Origin of the sequence: Mesorhizobium sp. WSM4935, assembly GCF_029625735.1 — a bacterium.
In the GTDB taxonomy this organism is placed as follows: Bacteria; Pseudomonadota; Alphaproteobacteria; order Rhizobiales; family Rhizobiaceae; genus Mesorhizobium.
In genome coordinates this window covers 51,238-69,258 of sequence record NZ_JARTVR010000008.1, presented here as the reverse complement: position 1 = coordinate 69,258, position 18,021 = coordinate 51,238, and the positions used below count along the sequence as shown (strand labels likewise).

General features: G+C 61.8%; 11 protein-coding genes. 6 read left to right on the top strand and 5 right to left on the bottom strand.

The features are described from left to right. Positions 1-103: 103 nt before the first annotated feature. Entirely contained in the window at positions 104-1,021 is a 918-nt protein-coding gene (locus tag P9273_RS19215) for a hypothetical protein (RefSeq protein WP_278050313.1), read from the bottom strand. A 307-nt stretch (positions 1,022-1,328) separates the two neighbouring features. Between P9273_RS19215 and P9273_RS19210 the strand changes: the two genes are divergently transcribed. Continuing rightward, positions 1,329-2,501: a glycosyltransferase gene (locus P9273_RS19210; RefSeq protein ID WP_278050312.1), complete on the top strand. Its 1,173-nt coding sequence runs from the start codon at positions 1,329-1,331 to the stop codon at positions 2,499-2,501. A 2-nt stretch (positions 2,502-2,503) separates the two neighbouring features. Next, on the top strand, positions 2,504-3,640 hold the full coding sequence (gene glf, locus P9273_RS19205; RefSeq protein ID WP_278050311.1) for a UDP-galactopyranose mutase: 1,137 nt from the start codon (positions 2,504-2,506) through the stop codon (positions 3,638-3,640). Here glf and P9273_RS19200 read toward each other — a convergent pair. After that, positions 3,637-4,803, bottom strand: a complete 1,167-nt coding sequence (locus P9273_RS19200; protein WP_278050310.1) for a beta-glucosidase — start codon at positions 4,801-4,803, stop codon at positions 3,637-3,639. The two genes, glf and P9273_RS19200, sit on opposite strands and share 4 nt — an antisense overlap. 699 nt (positions 4,804-5,502) lie before the next feature. Here P9273_RS19200 and P9273_RS19195 point away from each other — a divergent pair. Further along, positions 5,503-5,898: a DUF982 domain-containing protein gene (locus P9273_RS19195; protein WP_278050309.1), complete on the top strand. Its 396-nt coding sequence runs from the start codon at positions 5,503-5,505 to the stop codon at positions 5,896-5,898. On the opposite strand, the gene P9273_RS19190 is transcribed toward P9273_RS19195, so the two are convergent. Beyond that, positions 5,872-9,033, bottom strand: a complete 3,162-nt coding sequence (locus P9273_RS19190) for a GAF domain-containing protein (RefSeq protein WP_278050308.1) — start codon at positions 9,031-9,033, stop codon at positions 5,872-5,874. The genes P9273_RS19195 and P9273_RS19190 overlap by 27 nt on opposite strands. Positions 9,034-9,649: 616 nt before the next feature. Between P9273_RS19190 and P9273_RS19185 the strand changes: the two genes are divergently transcribed. Continuing rightward, a complete protein-coding gene (locus tag P9273_RS19185; protein ID WP_278050307.1) occupies positions 9,650-10,486 on the top strand; it encodes a class I SAM-dependent methyltransferase in 837 nt (278 codons plus the stop codon). A gap of 40 nt (positions 10,487-10,526) precedes the next feature. Here the strand turns inward: P9273_RS19185 and P9273_RS19180 are convergent, their stop codons facing one another. Continuing rightward, complete coding sequence (locus P9273_RS19180) at positions 10,527-11,864, bottom strand: aspartate aminotransferase family protein (RefSeq protein ID WP_278050306.1); 1,338 nt, start codon at positions 11,862-11,864, stop codon at positions 10,527-10,529. A gap of 138 nt (positions 11,865-12,002) precedes the next feature. Next, positions 12,003-12,980, bottom strand: a complete 978-nt coding sequence (locus P9273_RS19175; RefSeq protein WP_278050305.1) for a LysR family transcriptional regulator — start codon at positions 12,978-12,980, stop codon at positions 12,003-12,005. A 70-nt stretch (positions 12,981-13,050) separates the two neighbouring features. On the opposite strand from P9273_RS19175, the gene P9273_RS19170 reads away from it, so the two are divergent. After that, on the top strand, positions 13,051-15,549 hold the full coding sequence (locus P9273_RS19170; RefSeq protein WP_278050304.1) for a GcvT family protein: 2,499 nt from the start codon (positions 13,051-13,053) through the stop codon (positions 15,547-15,549). Then, positions 15,546-18,005: a GcvT family protein gene (locus tag P9273_RS19165; protein ID WP_278050303.1), complete on the top strand. Its 2,460-nt coding sequence runs from the start codon at positions 15,546-15,548 to the stop codon at positions 18,003-18,005. The genes P9273_RS19170 and P9273_RS19165 overlap by 4 nt, the downstream gene beginning before the upstream one ends. Positions 18,006-18,021 lie beyond the last annotated feature (16 nt).

Genomic DNA, 18,021 nt, shown 5'->3' with positions numbered 1-18,021 from the left:
CCCCTACAGACTTTGTTCCCGACCGCGATCTTGTTTTGAGGACCGGCCGAGCCCAAAGCGGACGAAACTTGTCGAATACGTCCGCGAGCTTGTGAGGATCCGGTCAGGCCACTTTCGAAAGCAGGGACACGTCGAAGCTCGCCAGGCCATAGCGCCAGCGATGGTCCGTCGCCGCAACGCGACTCTGGTAGAAAAGGGTCAGCCGTTCGCCGTTTATCATAACCGTCGAGTGGCCGTTTTCTCCAGGCCCGCCCGGATCAAGCACTGGGCCTATCGAGACGTAAGGTCCCGTAACGGCGTCCGCGATGGCGAAGAACACCCGCTGCCGGCTACCCCTCGGTCCGTGCGGAAGGAAGCAGGTGGCGTTGAGGAGCACGCGACCATCCGGAAGCTCCACCAATTGGGCGCCTTCAATTCCCCATTCGTAGTCAGGGTCTTCCCGCGTGTTGTGGTGGGGAATGTCGTTGTGATCCAGGATTTTGCCCAGGCGCTTCCAAGGCCCGAACCATGAATCGGACTGGCTTCGCGCCAGATAGATATCCGGCTGCGGGACGCGGGTGAATTTCGGCATGCCGGAATAAACCATGTAGCGTTTGCCGCCGACGAGAGCCGGATGCGGATCATAGATGCCGTCTTCATCCGTTCCCGGCAAGGACAGGATTGCCGGGTTGAGCACCACCCAGTTGAACCCGTCGTTGGACACTGCGTGTTCGCAACGGCCGCCTGATTTCATGAACTCGGTCTGGATGAACATATGGAAGACGCCGTCTTCGTGCACGACACCCGGCGCCGCGACGCCCGAGCCCGTGACCGGAAGCTCGATCGGCGCGTGCTCCGTCCACGGTCCATGCAATTCGGGCGCGGTTGCGTGAAGAATCTTCCAGGTCTCGCTGGTCACCGTGCCGCTCGACCCGAACACATGCCAGAGCCGGCCGTCGTAGACCGGGCATGGATCCTTCAGATCGTCCACCGTCTGAGGGTGAAACAATGGGAACACATTCGTCTCAAAAGCGATCTTCATCTTTCTGCCCTAGCGATTGCCTGTCGTTAAAACGCCGCTCGCGCTTCGGTCCGACGAATCAATTCAGCCATCGAATATTTTAGCTGCTCATTCAACGGAAATGCGGCATCCGAGCGGCCGTCCCCAGAAAGCTGCTGGCAGACATGCCGGACGCTCTGGCCCAGCACGCCAGCCTGCATATCGCTCGCGGGCTGGAACAAGTTAATCAGCGGACAGTTAGACATGTGGCAGGAATAGGTTCCTGCATCTCGCGCTTAACAAATGTTAATCGCAGTCTAAGCGGCAATGTCTCCAGGGAAAAGCTTATATGGACGCGGCAATAAGAATACCTGTCACCCTCAAGGTCAGAAAAGAACAAGCTTTACTGATATGTTTTTCCCATCTGCGATGGAATTTCGTTTATCAACGCCCGCAGCACATTCTCACGCTTGCCTCGCAAGAGCATCAGATCGTCTACTTCGAGGAACCGATCTTCGAAGAATGCTCGCACTCGTCCATTCGGTTTTGCGATGCGGCGCCGGGCGTTCGGGTCGCGACCCCTTTGCTGCCGATCGGCACCAGCCCCGCCAGGGCGGATGCGATCCAGCGCAGATATCTTGACCGGATCATCGCGTCGACGCCGCACGCTCAGTTGACCGCCTGGTATTATACCCCGATGGCCTTGCGGTTCAGCGCGCATATCGACTTCGACGTATGCGTCTATGACTGCATGGACGAGCTTTCGGCATTCAAGAATGCGCCGGCCCAACTTGCGCTGATGGAACGGGCGCTCTTCGAGCGCGCCGATCTAGTCTTCACCGGCGGCCTAAGCCTGTTCGAAGCCAAGCGCTGCCAGCATCGGGCAATCTATCCCTTCCCCAGCAGCATCGACGTCAGCCACTTTCACAAGGCGAGGACGCCCGGCGAGGAGCCGGCGGATCAACAGGGCATCCCGCACCCTCGGGTAGGCTTCTTCGGCGTCATCGACGAGCGCCTCGATATCGATCTCGTTGCGCAGGCTTCCAGGACGATGCCGGACGTGCACTTCGTGATGCTTGGTCCGGTCGTCAAGATCGATCCTGATAGCCTGCCCAGAGCGGACAACCTGCATTGGCTCGGCAGCAAAGCCTACAAGGATCTGCCGGACTACCTTCGGCATTGGGACGCCGGTTGGATGCCGTTCGCGCTCAACGAAGCGACACGCTTCATCAGCCCGACAAAAACTCCCGAGTTCCTCGCCGCGGGCCTTCCCGTGGTCTCGACGGCAATCGTCGATGTCGTGCGAAGCTACGGCGCTGCGGGCCTCGTCGATATCGCGGATGCCGAAGATATCGAACCCAAGCTGCGCTCGGTGCTGGCGCAACCGCGTAATATGCGGCTGGCAGCGGTCGATGCCTATCTGGCCAACATGTCCTGGCAGCGAACATGGGAAGCCATGGCCGCCCACATCAAGAAAGCCAGTGCAGGCAAGAAGGTCGTGCCCTTCCGCAGGAGCGCATGATCATGTTCGACTGGCTGATCGTCGGGGCAGGCTTTGCCGGCAGTGTTCTCGCGGAACGGATCGCCTCGCAAAGAGGGGAAAGCGTTCTCCTCATCGACCGCCGCAGCCACATCGGCGGCAACGCCTATGACTGCTATAACGAAGCTGGCATCCTCATTCATCGTTACGGACCGCATATATTCCACACCAACGCCCAGTCGATCGCCGACTATCTGTCGCAGTTCACCACCTGGCGCCCTTACGAACACCGCGTGCTCGCTGCGGTGGACGACAAGCTTCTGCCGATTCCGATAAACCTCGACACGATCAACCGCCTTTATGGTCTCGAGCTAAGCTCGGCAGAGCTGGAAGATTTCTTCGCATCGCGTCGTGAAACCGTTGACGAAATCAATACTGCCGAGGATGTGGTTGTCAGCACCGTGGGCAGAGAACTCTATGAGAAATTCTTCCGCGGCTACACCAGAAAGCAGTGGGGAGTCGATCCCAGCCAGTTGAGCAAGTCCGTGACGGCCCGCGTTCCGACCAGAACGAACCGCGACGATCGCTATTTCGGCGATAGTTTCCAGCAGATGCCGGCGGACGGTTACACGCGCATGTTCGAACGGATGTTGGACAATCCCAACATCAAGATCATGCTGCAGACCGACTATCGCGAGATCCGAGATCGAATACCCTTCCGGCGGCTGATCTATACCGGACCGATCGATGAATTCTTTGACTGGAAGCTTGGCCGTCTGCCCTATCGTTCATTGCGCTTCGAGCATGTCACCCTCGACTGCGAGCAGTTTCAGCCGGTGGCCGTGGTCAATTATCCCCAAACGGAAGCCTATACGCGCATCACCGAGTACAAGCATTTGACTGGCCAGAAGAATGTCCGGACGAGCCTCACCTACGAATACCCGACAGACATTGGCGACCCGTATTACCCGGTGCCGCGTTCGGAAAACGAAGCGCTCTACAAACAATATGAAGCGCTTTCTGCAAATTGCCCCGACGTGTGGTTCGTCGGCCGTCTGGCAACCTACCGCTACTACAATATGGATCAGGTCGTAGGGCAGGCCTTGGCCACTTTCGCGCGCATTCAGAAGACGGTACCAATTGCGGATGATGTGCAGACGGCCATCGCGACGCCCGCTTAGCCGTCCCTCCGCTTGTCCGGCACCGCCAGGTCGCGCGGCTCAAGTATGTCAGCGAATAGCTTCTGCTGCCTTGCGAGTTCATCGGCCATCGGTTGACGAACGCGGCGCAAACCATCCGCATGGATGACGGAAAAAAGGCCAACCTCGGCGTGGCGGGAATTGTCCCATCCAGGATAAGCCGTGATCGGATAGAGGCAAATTCCTTGGACCGGGGCTCCTTGACTGATTGCAGTCCGAACTTCATCGCATACGTAGTGAAGCCATGCGGGGCCGGCGGATCCCTCGGAGCCGGTCTCTGCAATATACAAAGGCTTGGTGTAGCGTCGGGCGACCTCGACAAGCATCTCTGATAGAGCCCGGTATTCATGATGGCCCATCGGGATTGTCGGCCCATGCAGGTACCATTGATTGTGCGGATAGAAGTTGAGGCCAATCACATCGATCAGATCCTCGGCTCCTCCGAGCTCTGGCTCGATACGGCCCATCAGCATGTCATATGCTTCGAACTGCCCTTGGCGGGCCTGCTCCGCACGACGGACCTCCTGACGAGTGCGGTCGCGCGGCGCGATGTGAATGAGCGGTTCAGCCCACACGAAACGGCATTCGGGGTCAGCTTCACGCATTGCGCGGATACCCTGTACGGCCGCCTTGACCAGATGTCGCTTGAACCACCCCTTCTTTTTAGGTCCGGCGGGAGGAAAATATCCGACTTCGACCGCCCATGCGAAGAACGATATTTCGTTGATGGGACAGACCACCGCGGCTTTCCCGGTCACCGCTCGGTGCAGTCGGATCGCTTCGGCTGCGAAGGAAGCATAGCTCTGGATCATCTGTTCGCTACCCTGGTCGAGGTGATCGGGGGAGCCGTAGTGAAAGATATCCCAAATGACCTGAACGCCGGCGGCACTCGCGGCATCCAGCATGGACTTCCAATTCGACCAGTTGTAGACGCCCGGCGCCGTTTCGATCAGATGCCACCGCAGTCCATCACGAATGGTTCTCAATCCCAAGTCCGAGCATCGATGGTAGTCGTTCTCCGCGTGGATGTCGTGGCTAGTGGCCCGGACAAGGTCCAGACGTAGGCCATCTTTGCGATGATGCGAAGAACACTCGAACCCCGCCATGAAGAAGCTGTCGAAACTGAGTGGAAGAAGATCAGGCATCAAACTTGTCTTGCTCCGCCGTGCGCCGCCGGATGTTGCGGACCGAAATTGATATTGAAATTCCTTACGGCGCTCTCGGCGATGAAACATTCCCACGCGACAGGCGCCGAACCCAGAACAGCGCAGGATGTTCCAGGCTTCGACCGCGGCGAAACCCCACGATGCCCTGAGTGACACGGGCTTTCGAGCTGGCCAAACCGGTCTTCGTTCTCGTTCAACGCTACCCATCGAGCAGCACCGCGGTTTGCGATGCACACGCCATGGCAACTGCTCCGCTATCGGGGTTACCTTTGTCGCTCCTTTCAACAAATGAGATTTCCGCTCTCTTCCTGTCCCGCCAACTTTCTGACAACAACGTCAGACTGAGGTGAAATGAAGCCGATCGAAAATTGGGCCGATGCCTACGAACCGTCTGAATTCGCAGCCAAGCACGGTCTCACGCTCGATCAGGCAAAGGCGGTCATAAGCTCCAATGGCCCTCCAGGCACAGCTGCGACATGGGCGGCAGGGCGTTTCTGAGAGCACTCGAAATCAAGCGCTATCGGCAGTCCGCCGCAGGGAAATAGAAGCGGCGGAGTATCCCTCGGCCATCCTTGACGCCGAAACAGCTACTTCCAATATTTTAGACAAGCCGCGCCCTAGAGCCCTCACGATATTGTGGCCTGTGGCGCCGCACCGGATCACGACGGGAGTAAGCACATGGGAACCGAAGTCTCCCCCAGCCCTGACTGTGCTTCCGAAGAGTATGCGTACGCCTGCGGAGCAGTGGACGAGCCTCCGGAGGCCTTCGCACGTCCCGTTCTCGTCGCTGACGAGTTCCTCGGCTCCCGAAGCATATGCTGCGTCATGGACGCTATTGAATGTCTTGAGGAATGGCCGATTGAGCAGCGTGGGCGCCTGCACTCACGCGCCAGCGATTTCTGCTGTGCCGCCTATGATGGACGCAGCCCAGCCGATCTCGCCCGACAAATGTTCGTCGCTTGGGCTCGGGATGTAGGGATCGCTGTCGGCCTATCAATCGACGCGGAGGCCGTCACCAGCGCCGGCCACACTGGTTGCGATCTGGGATCAGCCTCCTGTTCCTCGACCGAGTGACTGCCGGATTTTCTCGCCCAGTTCATCAAGCGTGTAGGGTTTGGTCAGAAGCGCGGTCCCGTGGTCGAGCGTGCCGTTATGGACGATGGCATTGCGGGTGTAGCCGGTCGTGTAAAGCACTTTCACCGACGGATGTATCTTCTTGATGCGGTCGACGAGCTCGCGTCCGGACATTTCGGGCATAACGACATCCGTAAACAGGAGGGTCGGCAGTTGGCCCGCCTGGACGGCCTCCAGCGCCTCTCGGGGGCTCCTCATCTCAAGGACCGAATACCCCAGTTCCCGAAGGGTTTCGACGGCCATCAGCCGCACGCGGTCCTCGTCCTCGACCACCATAATGACGTCTTCAGCGCGCCCTCGGGGCTGAGCCGGGACGGACACGACCTCGCTATCGGCGGGTGCACCATGCGCCCGGGGCAGGTAGATTCTCACGGTAGTGCCTACCCCTTGCTCCGAATAGATTTTCACGCTGCCGCCGGACTGGCGCACGAATCCATACACTTGGCTGAGACCCAGGCCGGTTCCCTTGCCGACGCTCTTGGTGGTGAAGAAAGGATCAAAAGCCTTCGCCAGCACATCGGCCGTCATTCCGGTTCCCGTGTCGGTGACGGCTATCATGACGTACTGCCCGGATACGATGCCGTTTTCCCGGCCGTAACGATCGTCCAAGTGGGCATTTGCCGTTTCGATCGTCAGTTTGCCTCCGCCCGGCATGGCGTCGCGCGCGTTGACGCATAGGTTGAGCAGCGCACTTTCGAGTTGTCCGGCATCGACCTCGACCTGCCAAAGCCCGGCAGCGAGCACGGTTTCGATCAGGATCGTTTCTCCCAGCGTTCGGTTGAGCAGTTCGCTCATGCCGGCGACAAGGCGGTTGGCCTTCAGCCGCTTCGGCGCGAGCGGCTGTTGGCGGGAGAAGGCCAGCAGGCGTTTGGTCAGCTCGGCCGCACGCTGCGCGCCTTCGATTGCACCGTCTACGAAGCCGTGCACATTCGTGTCGCCGTTTCGGAGCTTGCGCTGCACAAGGTTCAATCCTCCGATGATCACGGCGAGCATATTGTTGAAATCATGGGCGATGCCTCCGGTCAATTGACCGATCGCCTCCATCTTCTGCGCCTGCCGAAGATGCTGCTCGGCTTTGGCGCGTTCGGCGACCTCCTCCACGACGCGTTGTTCGAGGGTGGCGTTCAGTGCCTGCAGTTCCTTGAACAGCCGGGAATTGTCGATGGCGGTCGCGGCGTGGCCGGCGAGGCCCAGCAGTGCCGTCTCATGCTCCTTACCGAACACACCGGTTTCAGCATGGCCGAAAAAGAGTCCGCCGAGGACTTCACCGGACCGGGATACAACCGGTACAGCGAGATAAGAGCGCACCGGCAGATGGCCTTCAGGCATTCCTCTCCGCGGCGCATTTTTGCCGTATCGCGGGTCCTGCAGGATGTCGTCGGAGCGAACCACACCCGTTCCGCGAAAGGTGGGCTCGAACACGGCCGTGTTGCGCGGCATCGGGAAGTTCTCGAACGCCGAACGCGGTGCGCCGGACAAGGTGTAGAGCATGTATCTGTCGCCCTTGTCGTCGACGACATTGTAAAAGAACGCGCCAAACTGGGCGCCAGCCAATTCAACGCCGGCGTCGGTGACGGTCTGGACGATGCGACCGACATCGAGCTCAGCGGCAACCAGGGCGGCGGTCGCGTTCATCATCTGAAGATGATGCTCGACGCGCTTGCGTTGGCTGATATCGATCACGGTGCCGATGAAGCGGATCGCGCGTCCATTTTCGAAATAGGCCTGGCCGGTGGCCGAAATCCAGCGCTCCTTCCCATCGCGCAGCCCTACGGTCCGGTATTCGATGTCGTAGCGGGCGCGTTTGTCGGGCGCGATCGCCTCACGTACAGCCTGATCGGCGCGGTCCCTGTCCTGCGGATGCAGCCCCGCTAGAAAGGCGTCTTCATAGGTCACGTCAGCGTCGGGTGGCAGACCGAACAGGGCCTTGCAGCGATGGTCCCAGCGCAGCATCCCATTGATTAGATCGTAGTCCCATATGCCGATCTCGGCCGCATCCGTCGCCAGTCGTAACCGCTCTTCGCTGGCGCGTGCCGCCTGCTCGGCACGGACACGCTCGATATGCGCCCAGGAGCGCTCGGCCACTTCGGTCAGCAGGTTCAAGTCGCGCTCGGACCAGACGCGAGGTTGTCTGTCGTGGATCGCCATGAGCGCGGTCAATCGCCCCTGCTTGACGAGAGGCATGCAAATGGTCGCGGTTATGCCGATCTGCTGAAAGGTCCTCGCCTCCTCGGGCGCGATCTCGACCTGATTGTTGTTGATGACCAGAGGAAGATTGGCGCGGAGGTTCTTCACCGCCAAGCGGCCAAAGTCCGCCAGGCTGTAATAGCCTTTGATGCTCGCTGAGCCGGGAGCGCTCCAGTCGCCGCGGATAGTGAAATGGTCCTGGTCCGGCTCCATGTCGGCGTAGGCGCAAATGGACACGCCGAGATGCTCGCCCAGAAGCTGCGTGGTAATCGCCATGATCGCGTCGGCGTCCGTGGCGATCGCCGTTTCTCGTCCGAGCCGATCAAGGAATGCCAGGCGTTCCGCGCTGTCGCGCAACGCGCGCTCGGCCCGCAGCCGCTCAGTGGCCGTGCGGGTTCGCTCGGCTACCTCGGAGATGAGTGACACCTCCTCCACCGCCCAACGTCGCGGCGCCTGATGATTAAGGTATAGTAGCGCCACCAGGCCGCCATGCTCGGTCACCGGCATATTGATCAGCGATTGCGCATTGATGGCTTTGAGGGCGTCGGCATGCCGCCGCGTGCGAGGGTCGGTTTCCGCATTCTCGATGACCACGGTCTCGCCACGCTTGAGATCCTCGACGTAGGAGCCGTAGTCTCTGAATTGCAACAGACCGGCCAGGCTGTTGACGCCAGGGGCATTCCAGTCGCGTTCGATGGTGATGGTCTCTCGCTTGAGATCCACGGTCCCGTAACCCGCGCGGCTCACGCCGAAATGCGTGCCGAGCAGTTCCGCGGCCGCATAGGCCAGCACCGCAGGGTCTTCGATTTCACGAATCCGGTCGCCCAGCGCAGCCAACAGTTCGAAGCGCTTCTGTTCTGCTCCGCGATCGCGTGAGATATCCCCCATGCCGTCCCCAAATGACCGAAGCCGATAAATGCGCAGGAGCGTAAAGAGTTCCCTTAGGGATGCCACCTTGCCTGGGCTATGCCGGCTTGTCAGCCGCTCCGTCGGCGCGGAGCTCGTCGTCACCTGTCGCTTTGCCGACCTTGTCCTTGACCTTGCCCCGGAGTTTCTTGGCAGATCCTTATACTTGGTCCTTGTGCATCATCGTGCTCCTCTGTCCTGGACGACCGAACTTTGGTTTGAGCTGGAATGTTTCTGGTGCAACGGGGCGATGTCTCCGGACGGGAGCGCAGATCCGGCGCCCCGCCTTTTGTTCGGCGTGCAGGGCAATGGCAGCCGAAGGCTGCCATTGCCTTCGCGCTTGCCAAACTGCCGTCTATGGGGTCTGCGCTCCCCAGATTGTGAAACGCTTCAGAGTGGCCGGGGAAGTTGCGAGCCAGATGTCGCACTTACCCTGGCGGACTGAGCAGCAAGGCGGTGGATTTTTTTGCCGAATAACCCCGCGATGAGCTGCCCAAATTATGGCTCGAAATTGGATAGAATGCTTGTCGGGTCGGCCGACCTCGGGGAATGCCCTGATGGGCGGAGATGATCCGCGAGACTTGCACCAAAAAGGGCGATGATCATGGAAGCGGCGCGGGGGTCACAGGTTGCTAAACACTACGCGCGAGACAGCCTGATCGCAGATATCCGTGATGGTCTTGCCGCCATGGGCAAGACCGAGAGCACGGTCACCGCCGAGGACCTCTCGCCGGTAGACGAGTTTCACATTGGCGGCCGCGCCGCCACGGGAGAGTTGGCAGAGCAACTTGCGCTGACCGCCGAGGATCGAGTGCTCGACATCGGCTGCGGCCTGGGTGGCCCGGCCAGACAGATCGCTGCGCATTACGGCTGCCAGGTGACCGGCATCGATCTCACTCGCGACTACGTCGAAGCCGGCAACGTCCTCTCCGGCTGGCTGCATCTCGAGGACCGCATCTCGTTGCAGCAGGGCGATGCTTTAGCGCTGCCCTTCGCAGATGAATCGTTCACTGCCGCATATATGTTGCACGTCGGAATGAACATTGCCGACAAGAGCGCACTGTTTTCGGAGATTGCGCGGGTGCTTCGCGTGGGGGCGCGTTTCGGCGTCTTCGACGTCATGCGCACCGGCCCCGGCGAGCTGTCTTATCCGCTGCCATGGGCGAGTACGGCAGATACGAACGCGATCGCCCAGCCAGAGCAGTACCGCGACGCGCTTTCCGCAGCCGGGTTCGAGATTATTTCGGAACGCCAGCGGCGCGATGTAGCGCTTGACTATTTCGCGCGGCAGCGCGCGCAGGCGGCTAAAGGGCGGGCAGTACTGGGCGTCCAGACACTCATGGGAGCACGCCGCCCCCAGATGGTCCAAAACATGACCGAAAGCATTTCAGCCAGCCTGATTGCGCCGGTGGAGATTATTGCCCGAAGGCGGTGATGCCTAAGCCGATCTTCAGCTGGCCCCGTAAGCCAATTTGTCAGACGTTCCGGCCGCTTACGGCTGCGAAACTTCTTTCAAATCGATCCGCGACATCATCGACGTCCGCCATCGCGAGGCAAAGCGGCGGGCACATCCTGATGACGTTCCGGTAGGGTCCGGAGCGGCTGGCGACGAGCCCGTTGCGGCGGGTTTCTTCGAAGACCGCTAGCGTTTCCTCGGGGGCCGGCTCTTTCGTCGTTCTGTCCCTGACGAGCTCGATCGCCAGCATCAAGCCGCGTCCTCTGACGTCGCCGATGATCGGAAAACGTTGCTTCATGTCCTCAAGACGAACCTTGAGCGCCGCGCCCACATCCCGGGCGTTCTCTTGAAGCCGTTCTTCTTGGATGACTTTGAGGACAGCGCGGCCAGCGGCGCATGCAACCGGGTTGGCGCCATAGGTGTGGAACAGGAACTTGTCGGCCATCGACTCGGCGACCTGCCGTTTAGCGATCACCGCCCCCAGCGGGATTCCGTTGCCCACGCCCTTCGCCACCACCACGATGTCGGGCACCACGCCGTGCGATTCAAAGGACCAGAAAGCGTGGCCCGTGCGTCCGACGCCGGCCTGCACCTCGTCAATGATGCAGACACCGCCTGCGGCACGTACGCGTTCGAATGCACTGGCAATATAGCCTTCGGGGATGGGGACGATACCGCCATAGCCCTGCACGGGTTCAATGATCATGCCCGCAAGCTTGCCACTCGTCGACGTCGCGATCGCCCGGTCAATCTCCTTCAGGTACGGCTCAACGCTTTCGCCGTGAACGCCACGATACTGGTTCGGCTCAGCTACGAAGACCACGCCGCCAAGCTGCGGGACGCAGTGGCGGAAACCGGCTATCCCTGTCACCGACTGCGCGCCGAAGGTGGCGCCGTGATAGCTAGACGCGAGCGCCAGCATGTCGATGTTGCCGGTATGCGAACGCGCCATCAGAAGCGCTAGGTCGATCGCTTCCGCACCGGAGTTGGTGAAATGGACGACCCAGTCATGACCGGCCGGCATTGTGCCCGCCAGTTCTTCGGCATATTGGGCGGGCACCGGATGGTAGAACATGGTCGTGCAGTGGGTGAGCTCCGCGACTTGTTCCCTCGCCGCCTTGACGACCTGCGGGTGGGCGTGCCCCACCGAGATGCAAAGGTTCATTCCAAGCAGGTCGATGTATTTCCTGTCCTGCTCATCCCATACATATTGTCCCCGGCCACGCTTGATGATCAGCGGATCTTTGTAGGGGACGAATTTGCGTTGGGAGGCGGAGTAGAAGCGGTTCCTGCGGTCGACGATAGCTTGCGTCGACCAGTCGGTCGCGAGCGATGAATGGGTATGAGGAGCGTTCATATCATGGCCTCCCGGATTGGATGGCAACAGGATAGAACATGGACGCGCGCCGAAGGCATCCGGCAAAATCCTCCATCAGGATAACTGATGCCGCCGATTAGCAGCTTCGGGGACCCGACGGGCGCAATACGCTGCGCCTCATGTTGAAGCGACGGATGGGTCCAAAGCGTAATGGTCCGGAGGCAGATCGGGCAGGCGCTCGTTTATCGTCTCTTTCAGCACTTCCGCAGTGCGCGCGGCAAAGGCCTCGGGCAGATCTCCCAGCTCGCGTTCACGCGCAACCAGGAGGATGTTGCGTGACAGGCTGGTGAACGGCAGCGGATGGATATCGATTTTCATCCCCTCCGCAAGACCGTCGATGAGCAGGGTCGGGGTCAGGATGGCAAAGCCCATACCCGCCGCTACGGGCGCCATCACGACGCTGGAACGGTCGCCCTCCATTGCCCGCGGCAATTCTATGCGCAGCCGGCTGAGATGCTGGTCGACGCGCAAGCCGACCGGCGTCTCTCTCGAGAAGCGGACGAATGCGAGTTTTTTGGAAAGCTTGGCAATGTCGCCAACATCGCCGGAAAAGCCCTTCGGCGTCACAAGCAGGAATTTTTCGGTCATGACGGGGTAGCGCGTCAGCCCCTCGATCTCGAACAACTCGCCCGAGGTTACCGCAAGATCGGCGCGGCGGGCGCGAAGCAGCGCCACGTGGTCGGTGGCGAGTCCGGCAAAAAGGCTGAGTTCGGGAATGCCGAAATTCTTGCGCGCCAGCACGGAAAGCGCCGGTGCCAGCGTGGTGGCGATGGACGCCAGCAACGCCACCCTGAGCAGCGGCAGTGGCGCGGCGTTGATGCGGCGGGCGTCGGTGCGCAGCCCCTCGACTTCGGCCAGGATCGCGGTGGCCCGGCGGTGCAGCGCAATCCCCGCCTTGGTGAGTTCGATGGGCCTCAGATTGCGGTCGATCAGGCTAACACCGAGGGCTGTTTCCAGGTTCTTGAGATGTTGCGAGGCGGCGGATTGGGTCATGCCGAGCATCTGCGCCGCCTGCGTCACATGCCGCGTTTCAACGACGGCAGCAAAAACCTCGATCGATCGGAAAAGGTTGAAGTCAAAGCTTCCGCTCTTCACCAGAGTTCCTTCTTGGGACCGTACATAAGTTTTCCTAATGTTGCAGAAATCCCATTGAGCGCAAGCCTGCTTGGCGGGAAAGATCGCCCGTCTCGACCGCAAGGATATCGTATCGGTGCAGGAAAACGCTCGGATCGTAATCATAGGCGGCGGCGTGATCGGCTTGAGCGTCGCCTATCATCTGGCCGAGCTCGGCGCCACCGATGTCGTTCTCATCGAGCGCAACCAGTTGACGAGCGGCACCTCCTGGCACGCGGCCGGGATCGTGGGGCCGCTCAGGGCAACGCTCAACCTGACGCGCCTGGCGCAATACGCGACCGAACTGTTCCCGAAGCTCGAAGCGTTGACTGGCCAGACCTCAGGTTACCGGCAAACCGGAGGCGTCTGGTTGGCGCGCCGGGAAGAGCGGATGAGCGAGCTCAGACGGATCGCGCATATGGGGGACGTCTGCGGCCTTCGGGTGGAGATCGTCGGAGCGGATGTCGTCGGGGCACGGGTTCCAGGAATCGCGCTGGACGGGCTCGCGGGGGCGCTCTGGGTCGAGGAAGACGGGCAGGCCAATCCGGTCGATATCTGCGCGGCCTACGCCAAGCGGGCACGCGCCGCCGGCATCCGGATCCTGGAAGGAACCGCCTGCCGCGGCTTCGTGATCGAGAAAGGCCGCGTCGCCGGCGTCAGGCTCGCCTCGGGCATGACGATCCGCTGCGAGGTCGCGGTGAACTGCGCCGGCGCCTGGGCAAGGCAGATCGGCGCCATGGCTGGCGTGCCGGTGCCGCTGCAGGCGGCCGAGCACATGTATGTGGTGACAGAACCGGTCGCCGGGCTGGCCAATCCTTTCCCGATCGTGCGCGACCTGGACGAGGGCATCTACGTCAAGGGCGATTCCGGCAAGCTGGTGCTCGGCGGCTTCGAGCCGAATGCCAAGGCCCTCGACGTCACCGGCCCGGTCGGCGACAGGCCTTTTCTCGAATTGCCGGAAGACTGGGACCAGTTCGAACCCTTCATGTCGGCCGGGCTGCGGCTCTTTCCGGCGCTTGCCGAAACAGGCATCCGCCACTTCATGAACGGACCGGAGAGTTTCACCCCGGACACCCAGCCGCTGATGGGCGAATCGCCTTACCTCCGCGGCTTCTTCGTCGCCGCCGGTTTCAACTCGACGGGCATGATGTCGTCGGCCGGCGCCGGCAAGGCGATGGCCGAGTGGATCGTCGACGGTGAGCCGGGTCTCGATCTGTGGCCGCTCGATATCGCGCGTTTCGACCGCAGCGCCGCGTCGCGCGGCTTCGTGCAGGCGCGCATGGAGGAATCGGTAGCCGACCTTTTCCGCATGCATTGGCCATATAAACAGTCCGAAGCCGGCCGTGGCCTGCGCCGTTCAGTGTGGCACGACATGCTCGGCGAAGCAGGCGCAGTGTTCGGCGCTCCGACCGGCTGGGAGCGGCCGCTCTGGTATGCCCGCAATGAAGCCGAGCGTGAGCCGCGATATACTTTCGGCAGGCAGCATTGGTGGCCGGCGGCTGAACGCGAGGCGGTCGCCATGGCAAACGGCATTGGACTGTTCGAGCTTTCCCCGTTCACCAAGCTCGATGTCAGCGGACGGGACGCGGTGAAATTGCTGCAACAGCTCGCGGCTAACGATGTCGACGTCGCGGAGGGCAGAGCGGTTTACACGCAAATGCTCAACCGGCATGGCGGGATCGAGGCCGATGTCACGATCACGCGCTGCGGAGAGGCGGCTTTCCGGATCGTCTCCGGCGCGGCGACTCGCCAGAAGGATTTCGCCTGGGTCGCCAGGCATGCCAGCGATCTCGGGCTCGACGCCTCGGTGTTCGACGCCACCTCGGCCGAAGCGGTCCTCGGCGTCATGGGGCCGCGTTCCCGCGAATTGCTGCAGCAACTGACGGACGCGGACTTGTCGGAAACGGCCTTTCCCTTCTCGACCTCACGACGCATCGACGTCGGCATGGTCGATGTGCGGGCCACACGGGTCAGCTTCGTCGGCGAGCTTGGCTACGAGCTTTATGTCCCCGCCGAATGCGCTGAAAACCTGCTGTCGACCATCCGGGAAGCCGGCAAGGCGCATGACGCGGTCTTTTGCGGCCACTACGCGCTGGATGGTTGCCGGTTGGAAAAAGGCTATCGGCATTGGGGCCATGATGTCGGGCCGAAGGAGACGCCGATCGAGGCGGGATTGGGTTTTGCTGTCTCCTGGACGAAGGGCGGGTTCATCGGCCGTGAAGCCCTCGAAACGCGCAGGGCGAAGGGCTTTGGACGCCGCCTGCTGCATTTCGCCGTCGATGCCGCCAATCCGCTTCTGCTGCATGACGAGCCCATCTATCGGGACGGCAAGTTTGCCGGGCTCACCACTTCGGGCGGCTTCGGTTTTCGCACCGGATTGAGCCTCTGCCTCGGCTACGTCGCCTGCGATTCGGGCGAAACGAAACAGCAGCTCGCCGCTTCGGCTTATGAGATCGCGGTCGCCGGACAGCGCTTCGGCCTCAGGCTTCTGGAAAAACCACCCTACGACCCAACCGGCGGCAGAATGCGCGGCCAACAGGAGACATTATGAGACAGCATGCCCGCGTCGTCGTGATCGGCGGCGGCGCCATGGGGGTTTCCCTTCTCTATCATCTCGCCAAGCGCGGCTGGAACGACGCGATGCTTGTTGAGCGGCAGGAACTCACCGCGGGCTCGACCTGGCACGCCGCCGGGCTTTGCACACACTTCGCGCACAACGCTACGATAATGGAGATGCGCGCTCATTCCGTGCGGCTCTACCGCGAGGTCCTGACGGCCGAAACCGGCCTTTCGACCGGCTTCCATGCGAGCGGCGCGCTGCGCGTGACACGCTCCCCGGAGCGGATGGCCGAGTTTCGTCATGTGCAGGGCCTTGGCCGCTTCGTCGGCCACGACTTCAACATTCTGACGCCGGGCGAGCTGAAGAACATATACCCCCTCTGCGAAACCGACGGCATACTGGGCGCCTTCCATGAGCCGCATGACGGCCATGTCGATCCGACGTTGGCCACCAACGCGATGGCTGCGGGCGCGCGTTCGCGCGGCGCCGAGATCGTCCGGCACAATCCTGTGCTGTCGATGGAGCGCACCGGTTCGGGCGAATGGCTGGTCCGCACCGCGCAAGGCGATATCCGGGCGGAGCATCTGGTGAACGCCGCCGGCACCTGGTGCCGCGAGGTCGGCACGATGATGGGCATCGACCTGCCGGTAGTGCCGATGCTGCATCAATATGTCGTCACCGATACCGTGCCCGAAATTGCCGCGCGCATCGCGGCCGGCGAGAAGGAACTGCCCATCATCCGCGATCCGGAGGAAAGCTGGTACCTGCGGCAGGAGCGGGATGGCTATATCGTCGGGCCCTACGAGAAGGCAGCGCATCCCTGGGCGATCGACGGCGTGCCGCCTGAATTCGGCATGGAACTGCTGCCGCCGGATCTCGATCGCGTCGAGCATATCATCGCGTTAGCGATGGAACGTGTGCCGGCGCTCGCCAGTGCCGGCATCAAGACCGTGGTCAATGGCCCGATCACCTTCACGCCGGACGCCAATCCGCTCGTAGGCCCCGCGTTCGGCCTCAAGAACGGCTGGCTTCTCACAGGATCCAGCATGGGCGTGATGGAAGGCGGCGGCGCCGGCGCCTTCCTCGCCGATTGGATCGTCGACGGCGAGCCGCCGCGCGATGCCTTGGCCATCGATCCCCGGCGCTTCGGCAACTATGCCGATCGTGATTACCGTGTCGACAAGGCGGTGGAATGTTTCGGCCTGCAATTCGGCGTCCATTACCCTTACGAGGAACGTGAGGCGGGGCGCCCGCGCCGCAGCACGCCGGCGCTCGATATCCAGTTGTCGCAAGGCGCGGTGCTCGGCGCCGCCTATGGCTGGGAGCGGCCCAACTGGTTCGCGACAGCGGGCATTGATCGCGATCCGCCGCTGACCTTCAAACGCCCGGGCTGGCTGGGTGCCGTAAAGGGGGAATGCCTTGCCGTCCGTGACAGCGCGGGTGTCATCGATCTTTCGGCCCTCTCGAAATTCGAGGTCAGCGGGCCGGGCGCCGAAGCCTTCATGGCTTCGTTGGGCGCCAACACGCCGCCATCGCGCCTCGGCCGCATCGGTCTCATCCACGCTCTGACGGAGAAAGGCGGTGTCGCGTCCGAGTTCACGGTCACGCGGCTCGAGCAACACCGTTTCTATCTGACCAGCGCGGCTCTGGCCGAACGGCATGACGAAGACCTGCTTCGCGCCCGGTCGGCGTCTTTTCCCGGTGTCGTTGTCGAGAACATCACCGAGAGGCGCGGTGTGCTGGGCATCATGGGCCCGAAAGCGGCCGAGATTCTGCAGGCGATCAGCGAGATCGATCTCTCGAACGCGGCTTTCCCTTGGCTATCGGCGCAGACGATCAGGATCGCGGGCATCAAGGTGACGGCGCTTCGGGTGTCCTACGCAGGCGAGCCGGGATGGGAAGTGCATGTCCAGCTCGCGCAGTTCCGGCGGCTCTACGAGACGATCGTCAAGGCGGGCGCGAAGCATGGCCTGCGTCCCTTCGGCGTGTATGCCTTGAATTTCATGCGGCTGGAGAAGGGCTATCGCGGCTGGGGCGCGGACCTCACGACCGAGCGCACGCCGCTCGAGTCCGGACTGAGCGCCCTGGTCAAGGCGGACGGTCGTTTCTTCATCGGCCGCGAGGCGATGCTCGAACGCCAGAAGGCACACCCTTGGCGCATGGCGCTGCTGCAGATCGAGGACGATGGCGAACGGCTCCCGTTCTACAGTCACGCCGTCCTGCGTGAGGGGCGGCCGGTCGGCGTCGTCACCAGCGGCGGTTTCGGCTTCCGCACCAACAAGGTGCTGGCGCTCGCCTATCTCAGGCCGGGGATCTCTGAACGCGAGTTCGGCGTCTCTATCCTGGGCAAGGAGCTCGCGGCGCGCGAACTGCAGGAAGCCCCTTACGATCCGCGAAATCTGCGGTTGCGCAGGCTGGACCATTTGCAGCCCGCCGCATCCGTCTGAACGTCTGGAGGCAAAC

Bases quoted from the DNA above. Each gene is read 5' to 3' on its own strand.
- P9273_RS19210 (WP_278050312.1), top strand. From the start codon at position 1,329: ATGGACGCGGCAATAAGAATACCTGTCACCCTCAAGGTCAGAAAAGAA.
- P9273_RS19215 (WP_278050313.1), bottom strand. From the start codon at position 1,021: ATGAAGATCGCTTTTGAGACGAATGTGTTCCCATTGTTTCACCCTCAG.
- glf (WP_278050311.1), top strand. From the start codon at position 2,504: ATGTTCGACTGGCTGATCGTCGGGGCAGGCTTTGCCGGCAGTGTTCTC.
- P9273_RS19195 (WP_278050309.1), top strand. From the start codon at position 5,503: ATGGGAACCGAAGTCTCCCCCAGCCCTGACTGTGCTTCCGAAGAGTAT.
- P9273_RS19200 (WP_278050310.1), bottom strand. From the start codon at position 4,803: ATGCCTGATCTTCTTCCACTCAGTTTCGACAGCTTCTTCATGGCGGGG.
- P9273_RS19165 (WP_278050303.1), top strand. From the start codon at position 15,546: ATGAGACAGCATGCCCGCGTCGTCGTGATCGGCGGCGGCGCCATGGGG.
- P9273_RS19185 (WP_278050307.1), top strand. From the start codon at position 9,650: ATGATCATGGAAGCGGCGCGGGGGTCACAGGTTGCTAAACACTACGCG.
- P9273_RS19190 (WP_278050308.1), bottom strand. From the start codon at position 9,033: ATGGGGGATATCTCACGCGATCGCGGAGCAGAACAGAAGCGCTTCGAA.
- P9273_RS19180 (WP_278050306.1), bottom strand. From the start codon at position 11,864: ATGAACGCTCCTCATACCCATTCATCGCTCGCGACCGACTGGTCGACG.